This window comes from Nonomuraea purpurea (genome assembly GCF_042650645.1).
GTDB classification, from domain to species: domain Bacteria; phylum Actinomycetota; class Actinomycetes; order Streptosporangiales; family Streptosporangiaceae; genus Nonomuraea; species Nonomuraea purpurea.
On record NZ_JBHSBI010000003.1, the window covers coordinates 340,155 to 359,475 of the forward strand.

General features: G+C 72.3%; 23 protein-coding genes. 4 read left to right on the top strand and 19 right to left on the bottom strand.

Translation table 11 applies throughout. The annotated features are described in order from the left end of the window. The first annotated feature begins 34 nt into the window (after window positions 1–34). A complete protein-coding gene (locus ACFOY2_RS08080; RefSeq protein WP_379527298.1) occupies window positions 35–1,150 on the top strand; it encodes an MBL fold metallo-hydrolase in 1,116 nt (371 codons plus the stop codon). Here the strand turns inward: ACFOY2_RS08080 and rfbB are convergent. Genes rfbB through ACFOY2_RS08155 form a run of 15 tightly spaced genes read right to left on the bottom strand, consistent with a single transcriptional unit; the run spans window position 1,147 to window position 11,527 of the window. Then, window positions 1,147–2,076 carry a dTDP-glucose 4,6-dehydratase gene (gene rfbB, locus ACFOY2_RS08085; protein WP_379527299.1) on the bottom strand — a complete coding sequence of 310 codons (930 nt, stop codon included), beginning with the start codon at window positions 2,074–2,076 and terminating at the stop codon, window positions 1,147–1,149. The genes ACFOY2_RS08080 and rfbB overlap by 4 nt on opposite strands. Further along, complete coding sequence (locus ACFOY2_RS08090; RefSeq protein WP_357832911.1) at window positions 2,073–2,936, bottom strand: NAD(P)-dependent oxidoreductase; 864 nt, start codon at window positions 2,934–2,936, stop codon at window positions 2,073–2,075. The genes rfbB and ACFOY2_RS08090 overlap by 4 nt, the downstream gene beginning before the upstream one ends. After that, window positions 2,933–3,316 (bottom strand): SchA/CurD-like domain-containing protein, encoded by a 384-nt coding sequence (locus tag ACFOY2_RS08095; RefSeq protein WP_379527300.1) that lies wholly within the window; start codon window positions 3,314–3,316, stop codon window positions 2,933–2,935. Before ACFOY2_RS08095 ends, ACFOY2_RS08090 begins: the two co-directional genes overlap by 4 nt. Then, window positions 3,316–4,014, bottom strand: a complete 699-nt coding sequence (locus ACFOY2_RS08100) for an SDR family NAD(P)-dependent oxidoreductase (protein WP_379527301.1) — start codon at window positions 4,012–4,014, stop codon at window positions 3,316–3,318. The genes ACFOY2_RS08095 and ACFOY2_RS08100 overlap by 1 nt, the downstream gene beginning before the upstream one ends. Next, window positions 4,011–4,337 carry an antibiotic biosynthesis monooxygenase family protein gene (locus ACFOY2_RS08105; RefSeq protein ID WP_379527302.1) on the bottom strand — a complete coding sequence of 109 codons (327 nt, stop codon included), beginning with the start codon at window positions 4,335–4,337 and terminating at the stop codon, window positions 4,011–4,013. The genes ACFOY2_RS08100 and ACFOY2_RS08105 overlap by 4 nt, the downstream gene beginning before the upstream one ends. After that, window positions 4,334–4,645: an antibiotic biosynthesis monooxygenase family protein gene (locus ACFOY2_RS08110; protein ID WP_379527303.1), complete on the bottom strand. Its 312-nt coding sequence runs from the start codon at window positions 4,643–4,645 to the stop codon at window positions 4,334–4,336. The genes ACFOY2_RS08105 and ACFOY2_RS08110 overlap by 4 nt, the downstream gene beginning before the upstream one ends. Window positions 4,646–4,647: 2 nt before the next feature. Next, window positions 4,648–5,373 carry an SDR family NAD(P)-dependent oxidoreductase gene (locus ACFOY2_RS08115; RefSeq protein WP_379527304.1) on the bottom strand — a complete coding sequence of 242 codons (726 nt, stop codon included), beginning with the start codon at window positions 5,371–5,373 and terminating at the stop codon, window positions 4,648–4,650. Window positions 5,374–5,386: 13 nt separating this feature from the next. Then, the gene (locus tag ACFOY2_RS08120; RefSeq protein ID WP_379527305.1) at window positions 5,387–5,848 is read right to left on the bottom strand and encodes an anthrone oxygenase family protein; all 462 of its coding nucleotides are present in this window, start codon (window positions 5,846–5,848) and stop codon (window positions 5,387–5,389) included. Further along, entirely contained in the window at window positions 5,845–6,306 is a 462-nt protein-coding gene (locus ACFOY2_RS08125) for an SRPBCC family protein (RefSeq protein ID WP_379527306.1), read from the bottom strand. Before ACFOY2_RS08125 ends, ACFOY2_RS08120 begins: the two co-directional genes overlap by 4 nt. A gap of 2 nt (window positions 6,307–6,308) precedes the next feature. Next, window positions 6,309–7,493: a ketosynthase chain-length factor gene (locus tag ACFOY2_RS08130; protein ID WP_379527307.1), complete on the bottom strand. Its 1,185-nt coding sequence runs from the start codon at window positions 7,491–7,493 to the stop codon at window positions 6,309–6,311. After that, window positions 7,490–8,746, bottom strand: a complete 1,257-nt coding sequence (locus tag ACFOY2_RS08135; RefSeq protein WP_379527308.1) for a beta-ketoacyl-[acyl-carrier-protein] synthase family protein — start codon at window positions 8,744–8,746, stop codon at window positions 7,490–7,492. The genes ACFOY2_RS08130 and ACFOY2_RS08135 overlap by 4 nt, the downstream gene beginning before the upstream one ends. Then, the gene (locus ACFOY2_RS08140) at window positions 8,746–9,141 is read right to left on the bottom strand and encodes a cupin domain-containing protein (protein WP_379527309.1); all 396 of its coding nucleotides are present in this window, start codon (window positions 9,139–9,141) and stop codon (window positions 8,746–8,748) included. The genes ACFOY2_RS08135 and ACFOY2_RS08140 overlap by 1 nt, the downstream gene beginning before the upstream one ends. Then, window positions 9,138–9,458: a TcmI family type II polyketide cyclase gene (locus ACFOY2_RS08145; RefSeq protein WP_379527310.1), complete on the bottom strand. Its 321-nt coding sequence runs from the start codon at window positions 9,456–9,458 to the stop codon at window positions 9,138–9,140. The genes ACFOY2_RS08140 and ACFOY2_RS08145 overlap by 4 nt, the downstream gene beginning before the upstream one ends. Window positions 9,459–9,468: 10 nt before the next feature. Further along, a complete protein-coding gene (locus ACFOY2_RS08150) occupies window positions 9,469–10,473 on the bottom strand; it encodes a methyltransferase (protein WP_379527311.1) in 1,005 nt (334 codons plus the stop codon). A 28-nt stretch (window positions 10,474–10,501) separates the two neighbouring features. Further along, window positions 10,502–11,527: a methyltransferase gene (locus ACFOY2_RS08155; protein WP_379527312.1), complete on the bottom strand. Its 1,026-nt coding sequence runs from the start codon at window positions 11,525–11,527 to the stop codon at window positions 10,502–10,504. 237 nt (window positions 11,528–11,764) lie between these two features. Between ACFOY2_RS08155 and ACFOY2_RS08160 the strand changes: the two genes are divergently transcribed. Next, on the top strand, window positions 11,765–12,526 hold the full coding sequence (locus tag ACFOY2_RS08160; protein ID WP_379527313.1) for an SDR family NAD(P)-dependent oxidoreductase: 762 nt from the start codon (window positions 11,765–11,767) through the stop codon (window positions 12,524–12,526). A 5-nt stretch (window positions 12,527–12,531) separates the two neighbouring features. Here the strand turns inward: ACFOY2_RS08160 and ACFOY2_RS08165 are convergent, their stop codons facing one another. The 4 genes from ACFOY2_RS08165 to ACFOY2_RS08180 form a co-directional block, all read right to left on the bottom strand. Continuing rightward, window positions 12,532–13,692 carry a nucleotide disphospho-sugar-binding domain-containing protein gene (locus ACFOY2_RS08165; RefSeq protein WP_379527314.1) on the bottom strand — a complete coding sequence of 387 codons (1,161 nt, stop codon included), beginning with the start codon at window positions 13,690–13,692 and terminating at the stop codon, window positions 12,532–12,534. 223 nt (window positions 13,693–13,915) lie between these two features. Continuing rightward, the gene (locus tag ACFOY2_RS08170) at window positions 13,916–15,088 is read right to left on the bottom strand and encodes a nucleotide disphospho-sugar-binding domain-containing protein (protein WP_379527315.1); all 1,173 of its coding nucleotides are present in this window, start codon (window positions 15,086–15,088) and stop codon (window positions 13,916–13,918) included. A 15-nt stretch (window positions 15,089–15,103) separates the two neighbouring features. Continuing rightward, window positions 15,104–15,943: an LLM class flavin-dependent oxidoreductase gene (locus tag ACFOY2_RS08175; protein ID WP_379527316.1), complete on the bottom strand. Its 840-nt coding sequence runs from the start codon at window positions 15,941–15,943 to the stop codon at window positions 15,104–15,106. 14 nt (window positions 15,944–15,957) lie between these two features. Then, window positions 15,958–17,553: an FAD-dependent monooxygenase gene (locus ACFOY2_RS08180; RefSeq protein WP_379527317.1), complete on the bottom strand. Its 1,596-nt coding sequence runs from the start codon at window positions 17,551–17,553 to the stop codon at window positions 15,958–15,960. 187 nt (window positions 17,554–17,740) lie between these two features. On the opposite strand from ACFOY2_RS08180, the gene ACFOY2_RS08185 reads away from it, so the two are divergent. Both ACFOY2_RS08185 and ACFOY2_RS08190 read left to right on the top strand, forming a co-directional pair. Continuing rightward, a complete protein-coding gene (locus ACFOY2_RS08185) occupies window positions 17,741–18,766 on the top strand; it encodes an LLM class flavin-dependent oxidoreductase (RefSeq protein WP_379527318.1) in 1,026 nt (341 codons plus the stop codon). A gap of 23 nt (window positions 18,767–18,789) precedes the next feature. Further along, a complete protein-coding gene (locus ACFOY2_RS08190) occupies window positions 18,790–19,275 on the top strand; it encodes a hypothetical protein (protein ID WP_379527319.1) in 486 nt (161 codons plus the stop codon). The last annotated feature ends 46 nt before the right edge of the window (window positions 19,276–19,321 follow it).

Here is a 19,321-nt window from a genome sequence, read left to right on the forward strand (position 1 = left end):
CGACGGGTTGAACGGACTTACAGGGAGTGTGGCGATGGCAGGAAAGGCACGCAGGGTCCTCGCAGGTGGCGTGGCCCTGGCCGCGGCCGGCTGGGTGTTGCGTGAGGTGCCCGCCGAGCTGGGCGTGCGACCTCTGACCTCGGGCCCCGACCGGGTCGCCAGGATCCGGCGTTCGCCGCAGTTCGTCAACGGCGCGTTCGCCAATCCGATGCCCGAGCCGACGACCATGATGACCACCCCGCCCGTCGGCCTGGTCGGCGAGCTGGCCAAGGACAGGCAGCAGCGCCGCCCCGCCGGTCTGATCCCGATGCGCATCCCGCCGTCCGATGCGCCGCCCGCCGACGGCCTGCGCGCCACCTGGTACGGCCACGCCTCCACGCTGGTGGAGCTGGAGGGCAGGCGGGTGCTGTTCGACCCGGTGTGGAGCAGGCGCCCCTCCCCCTCGCAGCTCGTCGGCCCGAAGCGGCACCACCCGGTGCCCGTGGAGCTGATCGAGCTGCCGCAGGTCGACGCGATCGCGATCTCGCACGACCACTACGACCACCTCGACATGGCCACCGTCAGGTCGCTGACGCGCACGCAGAAGGCCCCGTTCCTGGTGCCGCTGGGCATCGGGGCGCACCTGGAGCGGTGGGGCGTGCCCGCGTACCGGATCATCGAGCTCGACTGGGAGGAGGAGACCTCGGTCGCGGGGCTGCGTTTCGTCGCGACGGCGGCCAGGCACTTCTCGGGGCGCACGTTCAGCCGCAACGACACGCTGTGGGGCTCGTGGGTGGTGACAGGCGCGAGCAAGCGCGTCTTCTACGCGGGCGACTCCGGCTACTTCCGGGGTTACCGGGGCATCGGGTCGCAGCACGGGCCGTTCGATCTGACGTTGATGCCGATCGGCGCCTACAGCCCCGCCTGGCCGGACATCCACATGAACCCGGAGGAGGCCATCACCGCCCACCTCGACCTGGGCGGCGAGCTGCTGCTGCCGGTGCACTGGGCCACGTTCACGCTGGCCCTGCACCCGTGGGCGGAGCCGGTGGAGCGGCTGTGGCGCGAGGCCAAGGCGCGGGACGTGAAGATCGTCGTGCCCCGGCCGGGCGAGGCCGTCGACGCCGCAGCCGCGCCGTCCGTTGACGGCTGGTGGGAGATCCTGGCCTAACGCTTCTCCTTCCACCAGGACGGGTTGTCCGCATACCAGCGGACGGTCTCGGCCAGGCCCCGCTCGAAGTCGACACCCGGCCGGTAGCCGAGGGCGCGCAGCTTGGCGTCGTCCAGCGAGTAGCGGCGGTCGTGTCCCTTCCTGTCGGCCACCCGCTCCACCATGTCCCAGTCCGCGCCGACGGCGGCCAGCAGCCGCCCGGTGAGTTCCAGGTTGGTGAGCGAGGTGCTGCCGGCCACGTTGTAGACCTCGCCGGGCACGCCGTGCTCGGCGACGATCCTGATCGCCCGGCAGTGGTCGTCGACGTGGATCCACTCCCTGACGTTGCCGCCGTCGCCGTAGAGGGGGACCTTGCGGCCGGTGAGCAGGTTCGTGACGAACAGGGGGATGATCTTCTCGGGGAACTGGCGGGGGCCGTAGGTGTTGCCGCACCGGGTGATCACGACGGGCAGCCCGTGCGTGGTCGCGTCGGCCAGGGCGACCAGGTCGCCGCCGGCCTTCGAGGCCGCGTACGGCGAACGCGGGCGCAGCGGCGCCTGCTCCTCCCACGAGCCCGTCTCGATGCTGCCGTACACCTCGTCGGTGGACACGTGCACCACCTTGGGGACCTCGGCGTCCAGGCAGGCCCGCATGAGCGCCTGGACGCCGAGGACGTTGGTGCGCACGAACTCCGCGGCCCCTTCGATCGACCGGTCGACGTGCGACTCGGCCGCGAAGTTGACCACGAGGTCGTGGCCGGGCACGATCCTGCGCAGCAGGCCGGCGTCGCAGATGTCGCCCTCGACGACCTCGCAGTCGGCGCCGTCCAGGTTGGCCGGGTCGGCGGCGTAGGTCAGCCGGTCCAGGACCGTGATCCGCTCCGCGGCGGCCGTGCGGACGAAGTGCGAGCCGATGAACCCGGCGCCGCCGGTGACGAGAATCCTCATCGCGCGGCCAGGGCGGTCTCCACGACCACCGCGCTGTCCTCGTCGCCTCGGCCCGCGGCGACCGCCTCGTCCAGCCGTTCGGCCGCCCGCGAGCACACCGGCAGGCTCAGCCCGCCCGCGTCGGCGTCGGAGGCGGCCAGGTGCAGGTCCTTGGCCATGAGCCGGGCGCGGAAGGCGGCCGGCTCGTAGGAGCCGTCGCGCATGAACGCGGCGCGGAAGGCCAGGGCCGGCGAGCAGAACGCGCTGCCCGTGATCGCGTTGATCAGCATGGTGCGGTCGAGCCCCGCCCGCACGCCGAGCGCGACCGCCTCGGCCAGGCCGACGGTCTGCACGCCGAGCAGCAGGTTGAAGGCGAGCTTCATGGTGCACGCCATGCCGGGCGGGCCCAGGTAGCGCAGTTCCCCGCCGATGGCCGTCAGGACGTGCTCGATCTCGGCCACGTCCCGCTGGTCACCGGCCGCGAACAGGCGCAGCTTGCCCTGGGCGGCCATGGCCGGGTTGCCGATCAGGCACAACTCCACCCGGCGCACCCCGTGGGCGGCCAGCCGCTCGGCCGCCGCGGCGGCGTAGGCGGCCGAGGTGGTGGTGGTGTCGACGACGACGGTGCCGGGCTTGAGCGCCGGGAGCATCCGCTCGAACAGCGTCTCCTCCACGGCCTGCTCATCGGCCAGGCTGAGCAGGACGACGTCGTTGTCTCCGGCGGCGTCCTGCGGCTGCGCCGCCCAGACGGCGCCCGCCTGGATCAGCGGCTCGGCCTTGGCGGCCGTCCTGTTGTGCACGGTGAGCGGGAAGCCGGACTGCAGCAGGCGTGTGGCCATGCCCGCGCCCATCGCGCCGAGTCCGACCACGGCCAGGCTCATGACGCCTCCGCGGGCTGGGTGTCGGCCGACAACTGGGAGATGCAGCGCATGGTGGCGTTGCGGAAGTAGGAGCCGAACGCCTCCGTCGTGCTGGTGTCACGCTGCTGCTGCAGGTAGGGGGCGAGTTTGGCCTCCAGCGAGTGCACGCCGCCGTGCTTTGCCATCGTCTTGGAGACGGCCTCCAGTGTGCCCTCGTAGTGGATGACCCTGACCATGAAGTCGTCCTTGATGAACACGGCGGTGCCGAGCAGCCGGCCCACCTCGTTGCCCTCCTCGTCGCGCAGGACCGAGGTGCCCAGCCGCTTGAAGTTCTGGAAGATCTCGGCGATCTCGTCCTCGTGCCCCGGCTTGACCCGGTAGGTGATCGCGGCGTACGTCATCACATTCCTCCATCGACGTTGAGCGTGGTTCCGGTGATGTAGCGGGACTGGTCCCCGGCCAGGAAGAGCACGGCCTGCGCCACCTCTTCCGCGGTGCCGAGCCGCCCCAGCGCGGTCATGCCGGCCAGCCGCTCGCGCAGGTGCGGCGGCGGGCCCTCGCCCGGGCCTTGCGCGTCGACGACGCCGGGCGCGACCGCGTTCACCCTGATGCCGCGCGGGCCGAGCTCGCGGGCGAGCGTGCGGGTGAGCCCGATGAGCGCGGCCTTGGACGCGGTGTAGTGGGCGCTGGCGGGACGGCCGCGCAGCGCGACGGACGCGCTGAGGTTGACCACCGAGGCGCCGTCGGACAGCAGGCCCAGCGCGTGCCTGGTGACCAGGTAGACGGAGGTCAGGTTGGCGTCCATGATCTCGTGCCACTGGTCGGGGTCAAGCTTGTCCACGGGGCACATGCCGTCGACCCCGGCGTTGTTGACCAGCACGTCGAGGCCGCCCAGACGCCGCCGGCAGGTCTCGACGAGCGCGGTCACGTCCGCCTCTTGGGTGACGTCGGCGGTGACGAGCTCGTACGGGAGGTCGGCGGGCGCGCCGCGGTGGCAGGCCACCACGCGCGCCCCGGCGGCGGCCAGGGCGCGGGCGGTGGCCGCGCCGATGCCGCGCGACCCGCCGGTGACCAGCACCCGCTTGCCGGCGTACATCATGAGCGCTCCTCCTCGTAGGCGGCGGCGACGGTGTAGAGGCCGAAGCTCGGCCCGCGCGAGGTGTCCTGGAAGGAACGCAGCGGGGCGGTCGTCTGCCGGTGCCGCGTTCCCTCCTCCCACGTGCGGAAGGACTCCAGGCTGTCCCACTCGCTCATCACCACGAACCCGCCCGGCTGGGTGAGCGAGCGCAACAGTTCGTTGCCGAGCAGGCCGGGCGTGCCCGACAGCTCGCGGCTGATGTGGTGGTAGGCCTCGGCGAGGTCGCCGTGGGAGTTCTCGGGCGCCTCGGCGTAGACGAGCACCCGCACCCTCGGGCTGCTCATGCCCGTGCCACGGGGTCCATGGCGTAGACCACGTCCATCGTGACCATGGACCCGCCCGACCGGTACGGGTGGAGCTGGACCCGGTGGTTCAGGTGCTGCTCGCTGGTCTCGAACTCGCGGAAGCGGGGCTCGTCGTCCCAGTCGCTGACGATGTAGTAGATGCCCTCTTCCTCGGTGCTCTTCGAGAGCCACTGGCCCTGGTTGGCGGGGTGCTCGGTGATCGCCTTGCCGACCCGCAGCCAGGTCTGCTCGAACTCGCCCTCGACGCCCGGTTTGATCTGCATGCGCAACATCACTCGGAAGGTCATCGTCAGATCCCGCCGTCCACGTTGATGGTCTCGCCGTTGATGAACGCCGACAGGTCGCCGGCCAGGAAGGTCACCACGGTGGCGATCTCCTCGGGGCGGCCCATCCGGCCCAGGGCGATGAGACGCCGGTAGCGCTCGCGTACCTCGTCGGGCACGCCCGCCTCGGTCTCGACCGGTCCCGGCGCGACCAGGTTGACGCGGATGCCGCGCTCGCCGAGCTCCTTGGTCAGCGACCTGGTCAGGCCGATGAGCCCGGCCTTGGCGGCCGTGTAGTGGGCCCGCAGCGGGATGCCGACGGTGGCCACCTTCGAGCCGATGTTGACGATCGAGCCGCCCTGGCCCATCAGCGGCAGCGCCCGCTGGATGACCATGGCGGTGGCGGTCAGCCCCGTGTTGACGACCCGGTGCCACTCCTCCGCCTGCAGCTCGGCGAACGGGACGTGGCTGATCGCGCCCGCGTTGTTCACCACGATGTCGATCCGGCCCCAGCGGCGCTCGCACTCGCCGACCAGGGTGTCGATGTCCTCCTGCTTGGTCACGTCGGCGGTGGCGACGTGGTGCTCGCCGCCGATCGCCTGCAGCTCCTTGACCAGGGTCTGCGCTGCCTCGCCGCCCTGCCGGGTGCAGGTGACGACGCTCGCGCCCGCCCGTGCCAGGTCCAGCACGATGGCCCGGCCGATGCCTCTGGCGCCGCCGGTGACCAAGGCCTTCTTGCCGTCGAGTCGCATGGGTCCTCCGATGTCACATCAGGGTTGCCGCGCCCGCGCCGCTGGCCGTCAGCGCGGCCAGGACGAGCACGGTGCGGATGAGGTTCCAGGTGCGCCACTGGACTCTGGGGTCCCGCGCGGCCCAGTCGGCCGGCTGGTCTCCGGGGTCCAGCGACGTGACGTACTTGTTGATCGGCACGTTCTTGACGACCGAGATGCCCATGACGAGCGCGAGCAGCACCGCGGCCGCGGTGTAGAGGGCGCGGGCGCCCGTGGACGGGACCAGGAACGCCAGGCCGCCGTTGGCCAGGAACGCGATCGCGTTGACGATGGGCATGAGCGGGTCGTAGCGCGGCCACAGGAAGCTGATCGTGCGCACGTACCCGTCGTAGGGCATGGCCTTGGTGTAGGGCTCGATGCCGATGACGGTCGAGAGCATGACCCCCGCGGCCAGGCCGCCTCCGGCCAGGGCCAGCGGGATCAGCAGGGAGATCATCGCGCCACTTGGGCCGCGGCGGCTTCCACGCGGCGCCTGATCAGGTCGAGCTGGACGACGGTGTTGCGGTTGATCCTGGCCTCCATCGCCGCGTCGTCCAGCGGCGACTGCGGCTTCATCGTGAAGTCCTGCTTCCAGCGCATCAGCACGCCGCAGTCCACCTCGGTGTAGTCCCAGGCGATGTGCATGTACTCGAACCAGCCGGTCTCCACCCGGTGGGCCCGCACGGTCCTGGTGATCGGGTCGGTGGTCCGCTCCGAGACCCAGCTCCAGGCGTTGCCGTCGGCGTCGGGGTGCATGGTGAGCCGGAAGCGGACGGTCTCGCCCGAGCGCTCCAGGATCTCGGCGGAGGCGTACTCGCTGAAGAGCTGCGGCCAGTTCTCCACGTCGTTGGTCATCGTCCAGACGACCTCCATCGGCGCGGAGATGACGATCTGGTTTTCTGTGTGTGCGGCCATGGTCATGTCCTTCGCGTGTCGACGACGATTGCCGAGTTGAACCCGCCGTAGCCCCTGGCCAGCACCAGTGCCGCGCGCAGCGGCGCCTGCCTGGGCGTGTCGCGGACGAGGTCGAGGCCGAACCCTTCGACGGGGCTGGTGATGCCGACCGTGGGCGGGATGACCTGGTCGCGCAGCGCGAGCAGCGCGGTGGCCAGGTCGAGCGCGGCGCCGCCCGCGTACAGCCGGCCGGTCATGGTCTTCGGCGCGGTGACCGGCACGGCCATCGGCCCGAACACCTCGTTGATCGCCTCGGCCTCCTGGCGGTCGAGTTCGGGCACCCCGGCCGCGTCGGCGAAGACGACGTCGACGTCGCCGGGCCGGATTGCGGCGTCGGCCAGGGCGAGCGCGATGGCGCGGCGCAGCGCCGGGGGCCGGTCGGACCACGGCGGCGGATCGAACGTCGCCGCGTGACCGGCTATATATCCATAAATCGGTTTATTGGTGTCGGTGGGCTCGATGGCGAGCATCGCCCCGCCCTCGCCCGGCAGATAGCCGTCCGCGCGGGCGTCGAAGGGCAGGAACTCCCCGGTCGGGCTGAGCCTGCCGTTGCTGAGCTGCGCGACCAGCCCGTACGGGCACAACGAGGCGTCGGTGCCGCCCGCCAGCGCCAGCTTCACGCCGCCGCGCAGCAGCCGGCTCGACTGCGCCACCGCGTCCAGGCCGCCCGCCTGCTCGGCGCAGACGACGCCGCACGGGCCACGCATCTTGTGCCGGATGGCGATCTGGCCGGTGCTGGCCGCGTAGAACCAGGCGATGGACTGGTAGGCGCCCACGTGCCTGGGCCCGTGCCGCCACAACTTCTCGATCTCCCGCTGCCCGAAGTCGGTGCCGCCCGAGGAGCTGGCCGTGGTCACCGCCATCTCGTACTCGGGCAGGTCCGCGGGGTCCACGCCGGCGTCGGCGAGCGCCATCTCGGCCGCCGCCAGCGCCATGTGGGTGAAGCGGTCGGTCTCGGCGACGAGCCTGCCGGGAACCCGGCCCTTGGCGGTGAACGACGACTCGCCGCCCCTGGTGACCGGGTAGCCGCCGGCGTCGAAGTGGGTGATCGGCCCCAGCCCGGTCCGGCCGTCCAGGACGGCCTCCCAGTAGTCCTCCAGGCGGTCGCCGTTGGGCGCCACCACCCCTATCCCGGTCACCGCGCTCATCGCTCTCCCCGTCCCAGCACCATGGCGGTCTGGAAGCCGCCGAACCCGCTGCCCACGCTCAGCACCGCGTCCACCTGCTGGTCCCTGGCGGTCAGCGGCACGTAGTCCAGGTCGCACTCCGGGTCAGGGGTGTGCAGGTTGGCCGTGGGCGGCACCACGTTGTCGCGCATCGCCAGCAGGCAGGCCGCCGCCTCGATCGCGCCGATCGCGCCCAGCGAGTGGCCGACCATCGACTTGATCGAGCTGACCGGCACCTCGTGGGCGCGCTGCCCCAGGGCCCGCTTGAAGGCGGCCGTCTCGTGCCGGTCGTTCTGCTTGGTGCCGGAGCCGTGGGCGTTGATGTAGTCGATGTCCGACGGGTCGAGCCTGGCCTCCTCCAGCGCGGCGCGGATGGACTCGGCCATCTCCCTGCCGTCCGGTTTGAGGCCGGTCATGTGGAAGGCGTTGCTGCGCGAGGCGTAGCCGGCGATCTCGCCGTAGATCGTCGCGCCGCGCCGGCGCGCCACCTCCATCTCCTCCAGCACCAGCACGGCCGCGCCCTCGCCGAGAACGAACCCGTCCCTGTTCATGTCGAACGGGCGCGAGGCGTGCTCGGGGTCGTCGTTGTTGGGCGAGGTGGCCTTGATGGCGTCGAAGCAGGCGGAGGTGATCGGCGAGATCGGCGCGTCGGTCGCCCCGGCCACCACGACGTCGGCGGAGCCCTGCCTGATGAGGCGGGCGCCGAGGCCGATGGCGTCCAGGCCCGAGGTGCAGCCGGTCGAGATCACCCCGACCTGGCCCTCGGCCCCGCAGCTCCAGGCCACCTCGGCGGCCAGGGTGCTGGGCGCCATGAACCCGTACAGGTGCGGCACGCCGTACTCGTGGTCCACCAGCCACCGACGGCCGCCGTCGCTCAGGACGACGTACTCCTCTTCCAGGCTCATCGTGCTGCCCACGGCGCTGCCCAGGCTGACGCTCATCCGCTCGGGCGCGACCTCGCCCAGGCCGCTGTCGGCCCAGGCCTCCCTGGCCGCGACCACGCCGAGCTGCGCGGCGCGGTCCATCCTGCGGATCTCCTGCTGCGTCAGGCCCTCGGCCGCCGGGTCGAAGTCGCACTCGGCGGCCATCCGCGAGCGAAATCCCGACGGATCGAAGAAGGTGATGGTACGCGTCGCCGTGCGGCCCGCCGTGAGCATCTCCCAGAAGGCCTTGGTGCCCGGGTCGCCGGGAGCGACGACGCCGATCCCGGTGACCACGACGCGGGCGGATCGCATCAGGCCTCTCCCGCTCGTTCTTCTGTGTCGACGTGCCCCAGCTCGGGGCGGGGGGCCAGCGGGCACAGGTGGAAGACGATGAGCGCGTCCTCCGTACCGGTGTTCTCGACGCGGTGCCGGGTGAACTTCGGCACCATGACGGCCTCGTCGGCGCGCATCTTGACGTCCTCGCCGTCCAGGCGGCAGACGATGGTGCCGCGGGCGATGAACATGTACTCGTCGGAGTAGGGGTGGTAGTGCTCGGCCACCGACTCCCCCGGCTTGAGCAGCGTCACGCCCATGAAGCCCGTCTTCGAGCCGACGGTCTTCGGGCTGAGCAGCACCCGCAGGTCGCCGCCTCGGCGGCGGTTGGGCTCGACGTCGTCGATGTGGACGATCTTGTGGTTCTCGGTCATCGACTCTCCCAGGTGTAGAAGGGGATGGCCATGGCGTCCTTGGGCTCCTGCCAGTTCGGGTCGTACGGGCTGACGTGCTCCGACAACCGCTGGCTGACGTCCAGGTAGAGCGGGTGGTTGCGGGCCTTGTCCAGGTCCGGCTTGATGTCCTGGTCGGCCTCGACCAGGTGGAAGTACAGGTCGTGGAAGCGGAAGAGGGTCCTGCGGGAGACGCCGATCAGGTGCGGCAGGTCCGTCGCGTCGGAGTCGGCGAAGATATTCGCGATGGCGTCGGCGTGCGAGGCTTCCATGTGCGCGACGATGAGCGTTCTGTGCAAGGTGATCTCCCTACTTGGTCGCGATGATGAGCGTGTCCGTGGGGCCCAGCGGCTGGACGGAGCTGTCCTGGAAGCCCGCCTCCCGCATCCACGCCTGGCACTCGCCCGGCGTGTACTCCGTCCCGTCGGTCGTGGTGAGGATCATGTGCAGGCTCACCAGGAGGTTCTCGGCGTCGGCCGGCTCCTCCTCGATCATGCGGTCGTAGACGAGCAGCACCCCGCCCGGCGCCAGCGCCTGGTACGCCTTGCCGACGAGCATCCGCCGCTCCTCCTCCGACCAGTCGTGCAGGACGTGCCCCATGATCAGGACGTCGGCCTGCGGCATCGGGTCGTTGAAGAAGTCGCCGGGCACGAACGCGGCCCGCCCCGTCAGCCCGAGCGCGGCCATGTGCTCGTCGAACTTGGGCTCCATCTGCGGCAGGTCGAAGACCATGCCCTTGAGGTGCAGGTGGGCCTTGACCAGGTGGGAGACGAGGTTGCCCCGGGCGCCGCCGACGTCGGCCACGGAGTCGTGCGCGGTCCAGTCGTAGGCCTTGGCCAGCTCGGGGCCGAGGTGACCGCTCAGCGAGTCCATCATGGTCAGGAACCGGTCCAGGAACCCGGGCTTGTCGAGCAGCAGCCGGAAGTCGCCGTCGTTGGCCTGCGGCGCTCCGGTGCGCAGCGTGTCGGCGAACTTGCCCCACGCCGGGTAGAGCATCTCGCCCGAGCGCGACAGGAACCCGCCGACGTAGGCGGGGGCGCCGCGGACCAGGAAGCGGGCCGCGGCCGGGCTGTTGGCGTAGCGGCCGTTCTCACGCTGGAGCAGGCCGGTGACGACCAGGGCGTCCAGCCACTGCTTGGTGGCGCGCGGGTGCAGGCCGAGGCGCTCGCGCACCTCCTCGGCGCTGGCCGGGGTGTCCTTGAGCGCGGTGAACAGGTCCAGCTCGGCGGCGGTGAGCACGACCTTGGACATCGCGTACATGTTGGCCAGCCGGAAGATGTCGGCCGGTGTGCTGATCGGTGCGTCCGTTGCCATGAGGGCTCCTTCTCAAGTGGTGGTCGGGTCAGGCCTCGGGCGTCACGGCCTCGATCAGCCGCAGGTCGCCCGCCTCCCCGCGGACGCCGCCGAAGCTGAGGCCGGCGCGGTGGAACAGCTCGGCGAACTCCTTCTCGGTGCGCTCCTTGCCGCCGGCGACCAGGAGCATGTGCACGTCCATCAGGCGGGCCCGCCGCTCGCCGGGACCGCCGGTCAGCAGCTGCTCGACGACGACCACGCGGGCGCCGGGGGGCGCGGCGCGGCGGATGTTCCCGAGCACGCGCAGGCACGTCTCGTCGTTCCACATGTGCAGGGTCTGCTTGATCAGGTAGACGTCGCCGCCGCCGGGGACGGTCGTCTGACAGTCGCCGGTGAAGGCGCTGAAGCGCGCGGCCAGCGGGCCCTCGCGCAGCGCCGGGTCGACGGTCTCCAGCGCCTGCTCGGTCTCGACGAGCGTGCCGGTGACGCCGGGGTGGCGCTCCAGCACGGCGCGCAGCAGGTTGCCCTTGCCTCCGGCCAGCTCGATCACGCGCTCGCCGTCGCTGACGGCCAGCGCGTCGGCGACCATCGGGTCCTCGCGCCTGGCGACGACGGCCAGGCCGTGCTGGAACGCCTCGCCGGCCTGCCTGTTCTGGTCGAAGTAGGCGAAGATGTCCTGGCCGTAGTGGGCCTGGAAGGCGCTGTCGCCCGTCTTGATCGAGTGGGCCAGCAGTCCCCACAGGATCCAGTTCCAGTCGCCGCCCAGACGGATGATCCCCGCGGGGCCGTCGGACGCGTCCGAGCGCAGCGCTCTGGACGTGGGGGTGTGCTCGTAGCGCTCCTCCGCGACCTCGGCGAAGATGCCGTACACGGTGAGCAGCCGCATGAAGCGCCCGAGCGTGTCCTGCCGCGCGCCGACGGCCGACGCGAGTTCCTCCAGGGTGACGGGTTCGTCGTTGACGGCGTCGGCCAGGCCGAGCTGGACCGCCGCACGTACCACCGCGCTGGCGTGGACGCCCGTGGACAGTTCGAACACCGCCGCGGCCGCTTCGTCGCGCATGACCGCCATTGCCATGTGATCCCACCTCCGGGTTTGCCGGGCGGCTGGGCCTTCGAGACCCGCCGACAGCCGAGGCTGAAGGCAGGAGCTCTACGATCGCTCCAGCCCCGCTGGAGCAGCCTCGCGCGAGCTCTCCCGGGGGAAATCGGGTGACGGCGAGCGCGGCTCAGGTGATGCTCGAGTGGCGCCGGTCAGCATGGGCGTCCCGGCGGGCCGGCTCCGCCCGTCGTGCCGATTTCAAAGGAGTGACGGATGGAACTGGGGCTCACCGGAAAGAGCGTGCTCATCACGGGCGCCAGCAGCGGCATCGGACGCGCGACCGCGCGCCTGTTCGCCGCGGAGGGGGCCAGGGTCGCCCTCACCTATCGGGTCAACAAGGACGGCGCGCAGAGCGCTGTCGCCGAGATCGAGCAGGCGGGCGGCACCGCCATGGCCACGCAGTACGACCTGGCCGACCCCGCCTCGATCACCGCCGCGGTGGACAGCGTGATCGCCGCCTACGGCAGTGTGGACGTGCTGGTCGCCAACGCCTCCCCCTGGTCGGGGCCGCACATTCCCTTCCGCGCCTTCGAGGACGTGCCGGTCGCCGAGTGGCAGAGCCAGCTGCGCGAGGAGCTTGACGGCGCCTTCCACACGGTGCAGGCGGTGCTGCCGTCGATGAAGGCGCGCGGCTGGGGAAGGTTGGTCTTCATCTCCGCGGCGTCGGTGCGCTCCGGGATCCCCGGGGAGGAGGCGTTCATCGCCAGCAAGGCCGGTCTCAACGCCTTCAGCCGCACGCTGGCCAGTGAGACGGGCAAGAGCGGGATCCTGAGCGTCGTCGTCTCGCCGGGGGCGACCTCGACCGAGACCACCCGGCGTGCTCTTCCCCCGCAGGTGATGAGCCACGTGGCGGCCTCGGCCGCCACGGGCCGTATCTCGACGCCTGAGGAGGTGGCCCGAGCCATCGTGTTCATGGGCTCGGAGGCCAACGGGAACATCACCGGGACCATCATCGAGGTCACCGGCGGGACCTGATCGGGTCAGCCGCTCCGGCGGGCCTGGGCGATCAGCTCGTCCAGGCCGGCCGCCAGGGCGGCGGGCGACGGCAGCGCCGCGTTCTCCTGCGCCAGTCTGGCGGCTCCCTCCTTGAAGGAGGGGGCCGCCAGTACCTTTTCCGCCGCCGTGCGGAACGTCCCCGCGTCGGCCTCGGCGTAGGTCATCCAGGTGGCGGCGCCCGCCGCGGACATGCGCTCGGCGTACTCGGGCTCGTCGGTGTGCGAGGGCACCACGACCATCGGCACCCCGGCCGTGAGCGCGGTCATCAGCGTGCCCGCGCCGCCGCCGTTGACCACGGCGGAGCAGGAGGGCAGCAGCAGGTTCAGCGGCACCTGCTCGGCCACCCGCACGTGCGGCGGCAGCGTGTCCGGCAGCAGGCCGCGCTGGCTGGGCGCGATCGCGGCCACGACCTCGACGGGCAGGTCCCGCAGGCCCTCGATGGCCTGGGTGATGGGGTGCAGGTTGTCGGTGATCTGCGAGAACATGTGGCCCCACGTGACGCAGACGCGCGGACGCTGCGGCGCGGGGACGAGCCAGGGCGGCAGCGCGGCGGAGCCGTTGAAGGGCACGTAGCGCATCCAGGCGCGGTTGACGTCGTCGGGCTCGGTGAGGCTGGGCGGGCAGGGCGTCAGCGTCAGGTCGCCCAGGGGGTCCACGCCGGTGAGGCCGTAGCGGGCGCACAGGTCGTCCAGGAACGGGCGGTCGAAGGCGCGGCGGGGGTAGTTGGTGTCGATGCCCCAGGTGTGCCGGATGGCCGGGACGCCCACGCTGTGGGCGGCGACGAGGCCGGCGTAGCCTCGGGCCTCGAAGACCACGGCGTCGGGGCGCCAGGCGCGGGCGAGGTCGATGAGGTCGTCGGCGGCCGCCGCGGCGATGCCGGTGAACATCTTCATCGACCGCTCCAGGCGCATGCGCCGGCGGTCGCCTTCGGCCTCCGGTTCGAGTCCGACGCCCTGCCAGAAGGTGCGCAGGTCGACGTCGTGGCCGACGGCGACGGCGGGCAGGCCGGTGGCCGTGACCGTGGCGGTGAAGCCCGGCTCGCAGGCCACCCGTACCTCGTGGCCCGCGCAGCGCAGGGCCCAGGCGAACGGCACGACCGGGTAGAAGTGGGCCGCTGTCGCGATGGTGGAAATGAGGATCCGCATGCGCGCAGGCTGCTCCCGCGCGGTGGAGCCTCGGTGGACACGCGCTGGACCATCGGCGGGGCCCCGCAAACGCCAAGCGGGCCGACGCTTCGCGCATCGGCCCGCTTTCGGTGGGTGGCGTCGACCTTTCGGTGGGTGGCGTCGGCCTCGTGGGAAGTATCGGCCTTCGGTGACTGGTGTCGGCCCGCATTCGTGGGAAATGGCGCCCGGCGGCTTCGCGGGATCAGCCTGGGGCGGTCTGGAGGGTGCGGCCTGCGGCGAGCTCTTCCATGAGCGGGACCACGGCGGCGGGGGCGGGCCGGTCGGCGATCTCCTGGCGCAGGCGGAGCACCGCCTCCTTGGTCCGCTCGTCGTGCAGCAGCCGGTGCGCGTGCTCACGCAGCTCGGCGGGGCCCGCGTCGTCGGGGGCCAGGTGCGCGGCCACGCCGGCGCGGACCAGCCGGGTGGCGTGCGCGTCGTGGTCGGGAAGCTGGGGCACCAGAAGCTGCGGCAGCCCGGCGGCCAGGCCGGTCAGCGACGTGCCCGCGCCGCCGTGCGCGACCAGCAGGTCGCAGGAGGGCAGCAGCGCGTGCAGCGGCGCACCCTCCACGACCCGCACCCCGTCGGGCAGGAACCCGAGGAGCGGGCGCTGCGCGGCGGTCACCGCGACGACCACCTCGAGGTCCGGCGCCGCCAGCGCCCTGGCGACCTCTCCGGCCAGAAAGCGGCGCGCGTGCACGCGGGCCATGGTGGTGCCCCAGGTCACGCAGACGCGGGGCTTGACGGCCGGGCCGAGGAACGGGGCCGCGCCGGACCCGTTGTACGGCACGTACCTGATGGGCGTCGGCCGGTAGTCCACCTCCACCTGCACGCCCGAGGGGAAGGGGTCGATCGTGGCCGCGCCCATCGGGTCCAGGTCGTCCAGCCCGTGCCGCTCCCCCATCGGGGCCAGCAGCTCAGGCAGGAAGCGGCGGGCGCGGTGGACGAGGTCGGCCCCGTACAGGTGGCGGACGGCGGGCACCCCCGCCACGGCCGCCGCGACCGGGCCCGCCCAGGCCGTCGGGTCGTGGACGACCAGCGCCGGCCGCCATTCGCGCACCAGCCGCACCAGGTCGTCGACCATGGCCTCGGCGTTGGCCTGGAACATGCGCAGCGCGCGCGGGGCGCGCCCGTTCGACGGCGTCGCGGCCGGGGTGCCGAAGCGCCGGGTCGGCAGCGCGTAGCCGCGGACCATGTCCACGGAGTCCACGTCCGCGCCGACCTGGGCGCACGGCAGGCCGGTCCGCTCAGCGGCCGGCACCAGGGACGGCTGGCAGGCCACCAGCACCTCGTGCCCGGCCGCGCGCATCGCCCAGGCCAGGGGAACCATGGCGTACAGATGGGATGGCCACGCCCAGGCCGTGAAGAGCACCCGCACCGCTCACACCCGCTCTCAGTTCAGCGCCGCATCGGCGATCAGGTCGACTTGTCCGGGATCGGCCGAGCACGGCAGCAGGATCAGCTCGTCGCAGCCGGCCTCGGCGTAGCCGTGGGCGAGCTCGCGCAGCCGCCCCGGCTCGGTGGCCACGCCGGAGACCACCATCGCGGCCTTGTCCCCGACGAAGGCGTAGTAGCCGCTCAGGTAGCCTTCGGCCTGCTCGCGCCCGCCGGGGCCGAGCGCGACGTAGCTGAGCGCGAGCAGTTTGGGGGCCTCCGTCCGCCCTTGCCGCCGCCACTCGGCGCGCACGCGGGCGGCCAGGTCGGCGTAGCGGGAAACCGAGCTGCCGCCGCCGATCCAGCCGTCGCCGACTCGGGCGGAGCGGCGCATGGCCGCCGTGGAGTGGCCGCCGATCAGCAGCGGCGGCTGCCGCCTGGGGCTCAGCCCCGGACTGGCCTCGGACCAGGCCGTGCGCAGCTCCCGTACGACGGTGTCGAGCCGCTTGCCCCGGCCCGCGAACGGGGTGCCGGTGGCGGCGAAGTCGTCCTCGCGGTCGCCCGAGGCCAGGCCGAGCACGAGCCGCCCGCCGGACAGGTGGTCGAGGGTGGCCACCTGTTTGGCCAGCAGGGCGCTGTCGCGGCAGGCGGCGATGAGGATCGTGGTGGCCAGCTTGATCCGCTCGGTGACGGCGGCGGCGGCCGTCAGGGCGAGCAGCGACTCGTAGTTGGGGTAGACGATGCGGTCGAGCACGCCGAGGGTGCTGAAGCCGAGCCGGTCGGCCCTGCGGGCCCACTCCAGCAGCTTGGGCCCCGTCAGGTCCGGCACGGTCGTGGGCAGGGCGAGTCCGATGTCCATGTCGTGCGCCCTTCTCAGCCGAGGTCGAGGATCCGGCCGAGCACCTGCCGCAGCGCGCTCTCGGGGTCCGCGGGCGGGGCGTCGGCGCGCCAGGCGACGAAACCGTCAGGGCGGACGAGCACCGCGCCCGACGCGCCGACCCCGTACACCTGCGCCCAGCGGCCCTCGGGGTCGGCCAGTTCGGCGCCGCCGACGGTGTGGGCCTCCAGCCCGATCCCGGCCGCGGCCGACTGCCAGGCGCCGCCGCCGGGGCCCGTGAGCAGCACGGGGCCGGTGCCGAACAGGTCAAGCGTGGACAGCGTGGCGCCGTCGCGTTCGAGCACGTAGTGCGGGGCCCTGGTGCCGGGCGCGCCGATCAGCTCCGGCTCCAGCGCGACAGGGCCGCCGGTGTCCTCGCCGAGCACGGCCGCGGAGTCGTAGCGGTAGCCCAGAATGATCGCGGCGTAGCTGACGGGCTTCTCCTCGCCGTCCGCGGTGCTGGTGCGGTCGCGCATGGTCTTCATGGCGAAGTCGATGGTGTGCCCGGCGACGGCGCGGCGCTCCTGCTCGTAGGTGTCCAGCAGGGCGGGGCCCGCGTTGCCGTCCAGGACGGCGGCCAGCTTCCAGGCGAGGTTGTGCGCGTCCTGCACGCCGGTGGCCGCGCCGAGCGCGCCGGTGGGCGGCATGGCGTGCGCGGCGTCGCCGACCAGGAGCACGCGCCCCTGGCGGTAGCGGTCGGCGAGCTGGGCGGCGACCTCGTAGCCGAGGACCTTGGCGCCGGTCCGCTCGATCTGCACCTCGATGTTGTCCACGCGCAGGTCGGGGACGCCGATGGCGGCGCGGATGACCTCGACGCACCAGTCGTCGTCGAAGTCGTCGGCCGAGTGCGCGGCGGGGTCGTAGGGGGTGACGAACACCCAGCGCGAGCCGTCCAGCGGCATCATGCGGGTGCCTGGCGCGGGCTCGTCGAAGTAGCCGAGGCCGAGGTCCCTGCCGCGCAGCGGGCCGGTGAGGTCGGCCTTGAAGACCATGCTGACGATGTTCTGCAGCACGCCGGGGCCGGCCACGCCGATGCCGAGCGTGCGCCTGATGGAGCTGCGGCTGCCGTCGGCGGCGATGAGGTAGCGGGCGCGGATCTGCCGCTCCCTGCCGGTGTCGGCGTCGCGCACGGTCGCCGTCACGCCCTCGCCGTCGTCGTCGAAAGCCACCAGTTCCGTGGAGTAGCGCACGTCGGCGCCGAACTTCACGGCGTGTTCCGCGACGACCTCCTCCAGCCGGTTCTGGTCGATGGAGCACCAGTCGCAGGGGGTGGCCTCGCTGAGCCCGGGCGCCTCGTTGCGCATCGGCGTGGAGAACAGCTCGGCGTCGTTGAGCGTCCTGGACCTGATGACGGTCTTGGTGCTCAGGTCAGAGGTCAGCGATTGGGCGGCGATGATCGTCTCTTCCAGGCCGACAGAACGGTAGACCTCGACGGTGCGCGGATTGATCACCCGCGCCCTGGGGTGGCGCAGCGTGCTGGGCTTGCGCTCGACGAGCGTCACCCGCACTCCGTACCGGGCCAGGAAGAGGGCTGCGGACAGGCCGACGACCGCCCCGCCGGCGATCAGCACCTGGGTGTCTTCGTGTGGCATGGGTGGGCTCATCCCTTCGTAGTCGGCACAGAGGCCCCGCCGTACCAGGGAGCAGTGCGGGCGTCGCGCGGCGCTGGACGCCCGGTCGAGTTCCGCTCCATCCCCCGTCCGTCCCAGGTCCAGCGCGCCTCGAAGCCGACCCACCACCATGACCGCGACGATCGGATCCGAGAGAGCGGGGCTTGCCATGCGATTGGGGATCAACGTCCCCCTGAACGACATCGATCTTGTTGTGGAGGCGGAGCGTCACGGGTTCGAGGTGGCGTTCGTGCCGGAGGGGTTCCGCTCGGACGCGGCCAGCGCGCTGGGGTACATCGCGGCCAGGACCACACGCATCCACGTGGCCTCCGGGGTGTTCCAGATCCCCGCGCGGAGCGCGGCCATGACCGTGATGACGGCGGCCACGCTGGACGGCCTGTCCGGCGGCCGGTTCCGGCTCGGCCTCGGCATCTCCAACGCCTTCGTCACCGAGGGCTGGCACGGCACGCCGTTCGGCCGCCCGCTGGCCAGGACGCGCGAGTACGTCGCGGTCGTCCGGGCCGCACTCGACGGCCGGCAGGTCGACCACCAGGGCGAGCACCTGCGGGTGCCGCTGCCGGGCGGGCGGGGCACGGGCTTCCGCCTGCACGCCTCGCTGATCAGCCCGCGCATCCCGATCTACCTGGCCGCCGTCGGCGAGCGCGGGCTGCGGCTGGCCGGCGAGATCGCCGACGGCTGGTTCGGCGTCTTCTGCTCGCCGGAACGGGTGGCCGAGGCGGTCGGGCACCTGGAGGCGGGACGGCGCAGCGGCGAGGCGAAGGATGAGCCTTTCGAGGTGATCCCCTCGGTCCCGATCGCCGTGGAGGAGGACCTGGAGGCCGCCGCCGTGCCCGTCAAGCACCACGTGGCGCGCTTCGTCAGCCTCGGGCACCGCTCCGACAACTTCTACTTCCGCCTTCTGGAGCGGCTGGGCCACGGCGAGGCCGCGGTGGAGATCCAGGAGCGGGCCAAGGCGGGTGACGCCGCGGGCGCCGCCGCGGCGGTGCCGTTCGAGTTCGTCGACAGCACCTCGTTGCTGGGGCCGCCGGACCGGATCGCGGAGCGGATGTCCGCCTACGCGCGGGCCGGCGTCACCACGATCGCCCTGTCCCCGGTCGGCTCCGACCCGGCGGCACGGCGCAAATCCCTCCAGGTCGCCGCGGAGGCGGCCGACCTGGTCAGTCCCGGCCGATGAACGGCCCAATTCAGGGAGGAACCATGGTGGACAAGGGCGGCAAGGGGGCCGGGCTCGGCCGGCGGGTGGCGCTGGTGGCCGCGGCGGGGGCGCTCGCGCTCGGCTCGGTCGCCGGCCTGGCCGGTTCGGCCAGCGGCGACACCCAGCGGCTGCGCACCCCGGTGGGCACGTGGGCCGTGGACATCAAGTTCGCGTCCAGCCCGAAGACCGAGCGCGCGCTGTTCGCGCTGCGGCCTGACGGCAGCTTCACGATGACCGACGGCAAGCGGACCGGGCTCGGCACCTGGCAGCTCACCTCCGGCGGGTTCAAGTACGCCTTCCGGCACTACAACCTCACCGCGGAAGGCGCCTTCGACTGGGAGCTGCGCGGCGTCCAGGACGGGCAGCTGACCTCGGCCGACGCCTTCACCTCGACGGGCACCGGCACCTCGGTCGACGCCGAGGGCAACGTCCAGGGTGTCTTCCAGACCCAGGTCACGGCCAAGCGGTACAGCATCCAGTCCCCGTGACAGGCGAAAGGGGGCGGTGCCGCGGGTCCGCGGCACCGCCCCCTTA

Excerpts from the sequence above, each read along its gene's own strand:
- ACFOY2_RS08080 (WP_379527298.1), top strand. The coding sequence starts at position 35 with ATGGCAGGAAAGGCACGCAGGGTCCTCGCAGGTGGCGTGGCCCTGGCC.
- rfbB (WP_379527299.1), bottom strand. The coding sequence starts at position 2,076 with ATGAGGATTCTCGTCACCGGCGGCGCCGGGTTCATCGGCTCGCACTTC.
- ACFOY2_RS08090 (WP_357832911.1), bottom strand. The coding sequence starts at position 2,936 with ATGAGCCTGGCCGTGGTCGGACTCGGCGCGATGGGCGCGGGCATGGCC.
- ACFOY2_RS08095 (WP_379527300.1), bottom strand. The coding sequence starts at position 3,316 with ATGACGTACGCCGCGATCACCTACCGGGTCAAGCCGGGGCACGAGGAC.
- ACFOY2_RS08100 (WP_379527301.1), bottom strand. The coding sequence starts at position 4,014 with ATGATGTACGCCGGCAAGCGGGTGCTGGTCACCGGCGGGTCGCGCGGC.
- ACFOY2_RS08105 (WP_379527302.1), bottom strand. The coding sequence starts at position 4,337 with ATGAGCAGCCCGAGGGTGCGGGTGCTCGTCTACGCCGAGGCGCCCGAG.
- ACFOY2_RS08110 (WP_379527303.1), bottom strand. The coding sequence starts at position 4,645 with ATGACCTTCCGAGTGATGTTGCGCATGCAGATCAAACCGGGCGTCGAG.
- ACFOY2_RS08115 (WP_379527304.1), bottom strand. The coding sequence starts at position 5,373 with ATGCGACTCGACGGCAAGAAGGCCTTGGTCACCGGCGGCGCCAGAGGC.
- ACFOY2_RS08120 (WP_379527305.1), bottom strand. The coding sequence starts at position 5,848 with ATGATCTCCCTGCTGATCCCGCTGGCCCTGGCCGGAGGCGGCCTGGCC.
- ACFOY2_RS08125 (WP_379527306.1), bottom strand. The coding sequence starts at position 6,306 with ATGGCCGCACACACAGAAAACCAGATCGTCATCTCCGCGCCGATGGAG.
- ACFOY2_RS08130 (WP_379527307.1), bottom strand. The coding sequence starts at position 7,493 with ATGAGCGCGGTGACCGGGATAGGGGTGGTGGCGCCCAACGGCGACCGC.
- ACFOY2_RS08135 (WP_379527308.1), bottom strand. The coding sequence starts at position 8,746 with ATGCGATCCGCCCGCGTCGTGGTCACCGGGATCGGCGTCGTCGCTCCC.
- ACFOY2_RS08140 (WP_379527309.1), bottom strand. The coding sequence starts at position 9,141 with ATGACCGAGAACCACAAGATCGTCCACATCGACGACGTCGAGCCCAAC.
- ACFOY2_RS08150 (WP_379527311.1), bottom strand. The coding sequence starts at position 10,473 with ATGGCAACGGACGCACCGATCAGCACACCGGCCGACATCTTCCGGCTG.
- ACFOY2_RS08155 (WP_379527312.1), bottom strand. The coding sequence starts at position 11,527 with ATGGCAATGGCGGTCATGCGCGACGAAGCGGCCGCGGCGGTGTTCGAA.
- ACFOY2_RS08160 (WP_379527313.1), top strand. The coding sequence starts at position 11,765 with ATGGAACTGGGGCTCACCGGAAAGAGCGTGCTCATCACGGGCGCCAGC.
- ACFOY2_RS08165 (WP_379527314.1), bottom strand. The coding sequence starts at position 13,692 with ATGCGGATCCTCATTTCCACCATCGCGACAGCGGCCCACTTCTACCCG.
- ACFOY2_RS08175 (WP_379527316.1), bottom strand. The coding sequence starts at position 15,943 with ATGGACATCGGACTCGCCCTGCCCACGACCGTGCCGGACCTGACGGGG.
- ACFOY2_RS08180 (WP_379527317.1), bottom strand. The coding sequence starts at position 17,553 with ATGCCACACGAAGACACCCAGGTGCTGATCGCCGGCGGGGCGGTCGTC.
- ACFOY2_RS08185 (WP_379527318.1), top strand. The coding sequence starts at position 17,741 with ATGCGATTGGGGATCAACGTCCCCCTGAACGACATCGATCTTGTTGTG.
- ACFOY2_RS08190 (WP_379527319.1), top strand. The coding sequence starts at position 18,790 with ATGGTGGACAAGGGCGGCAAGGGGGCCGGGCTCGGCCGGCGGGTGGCG.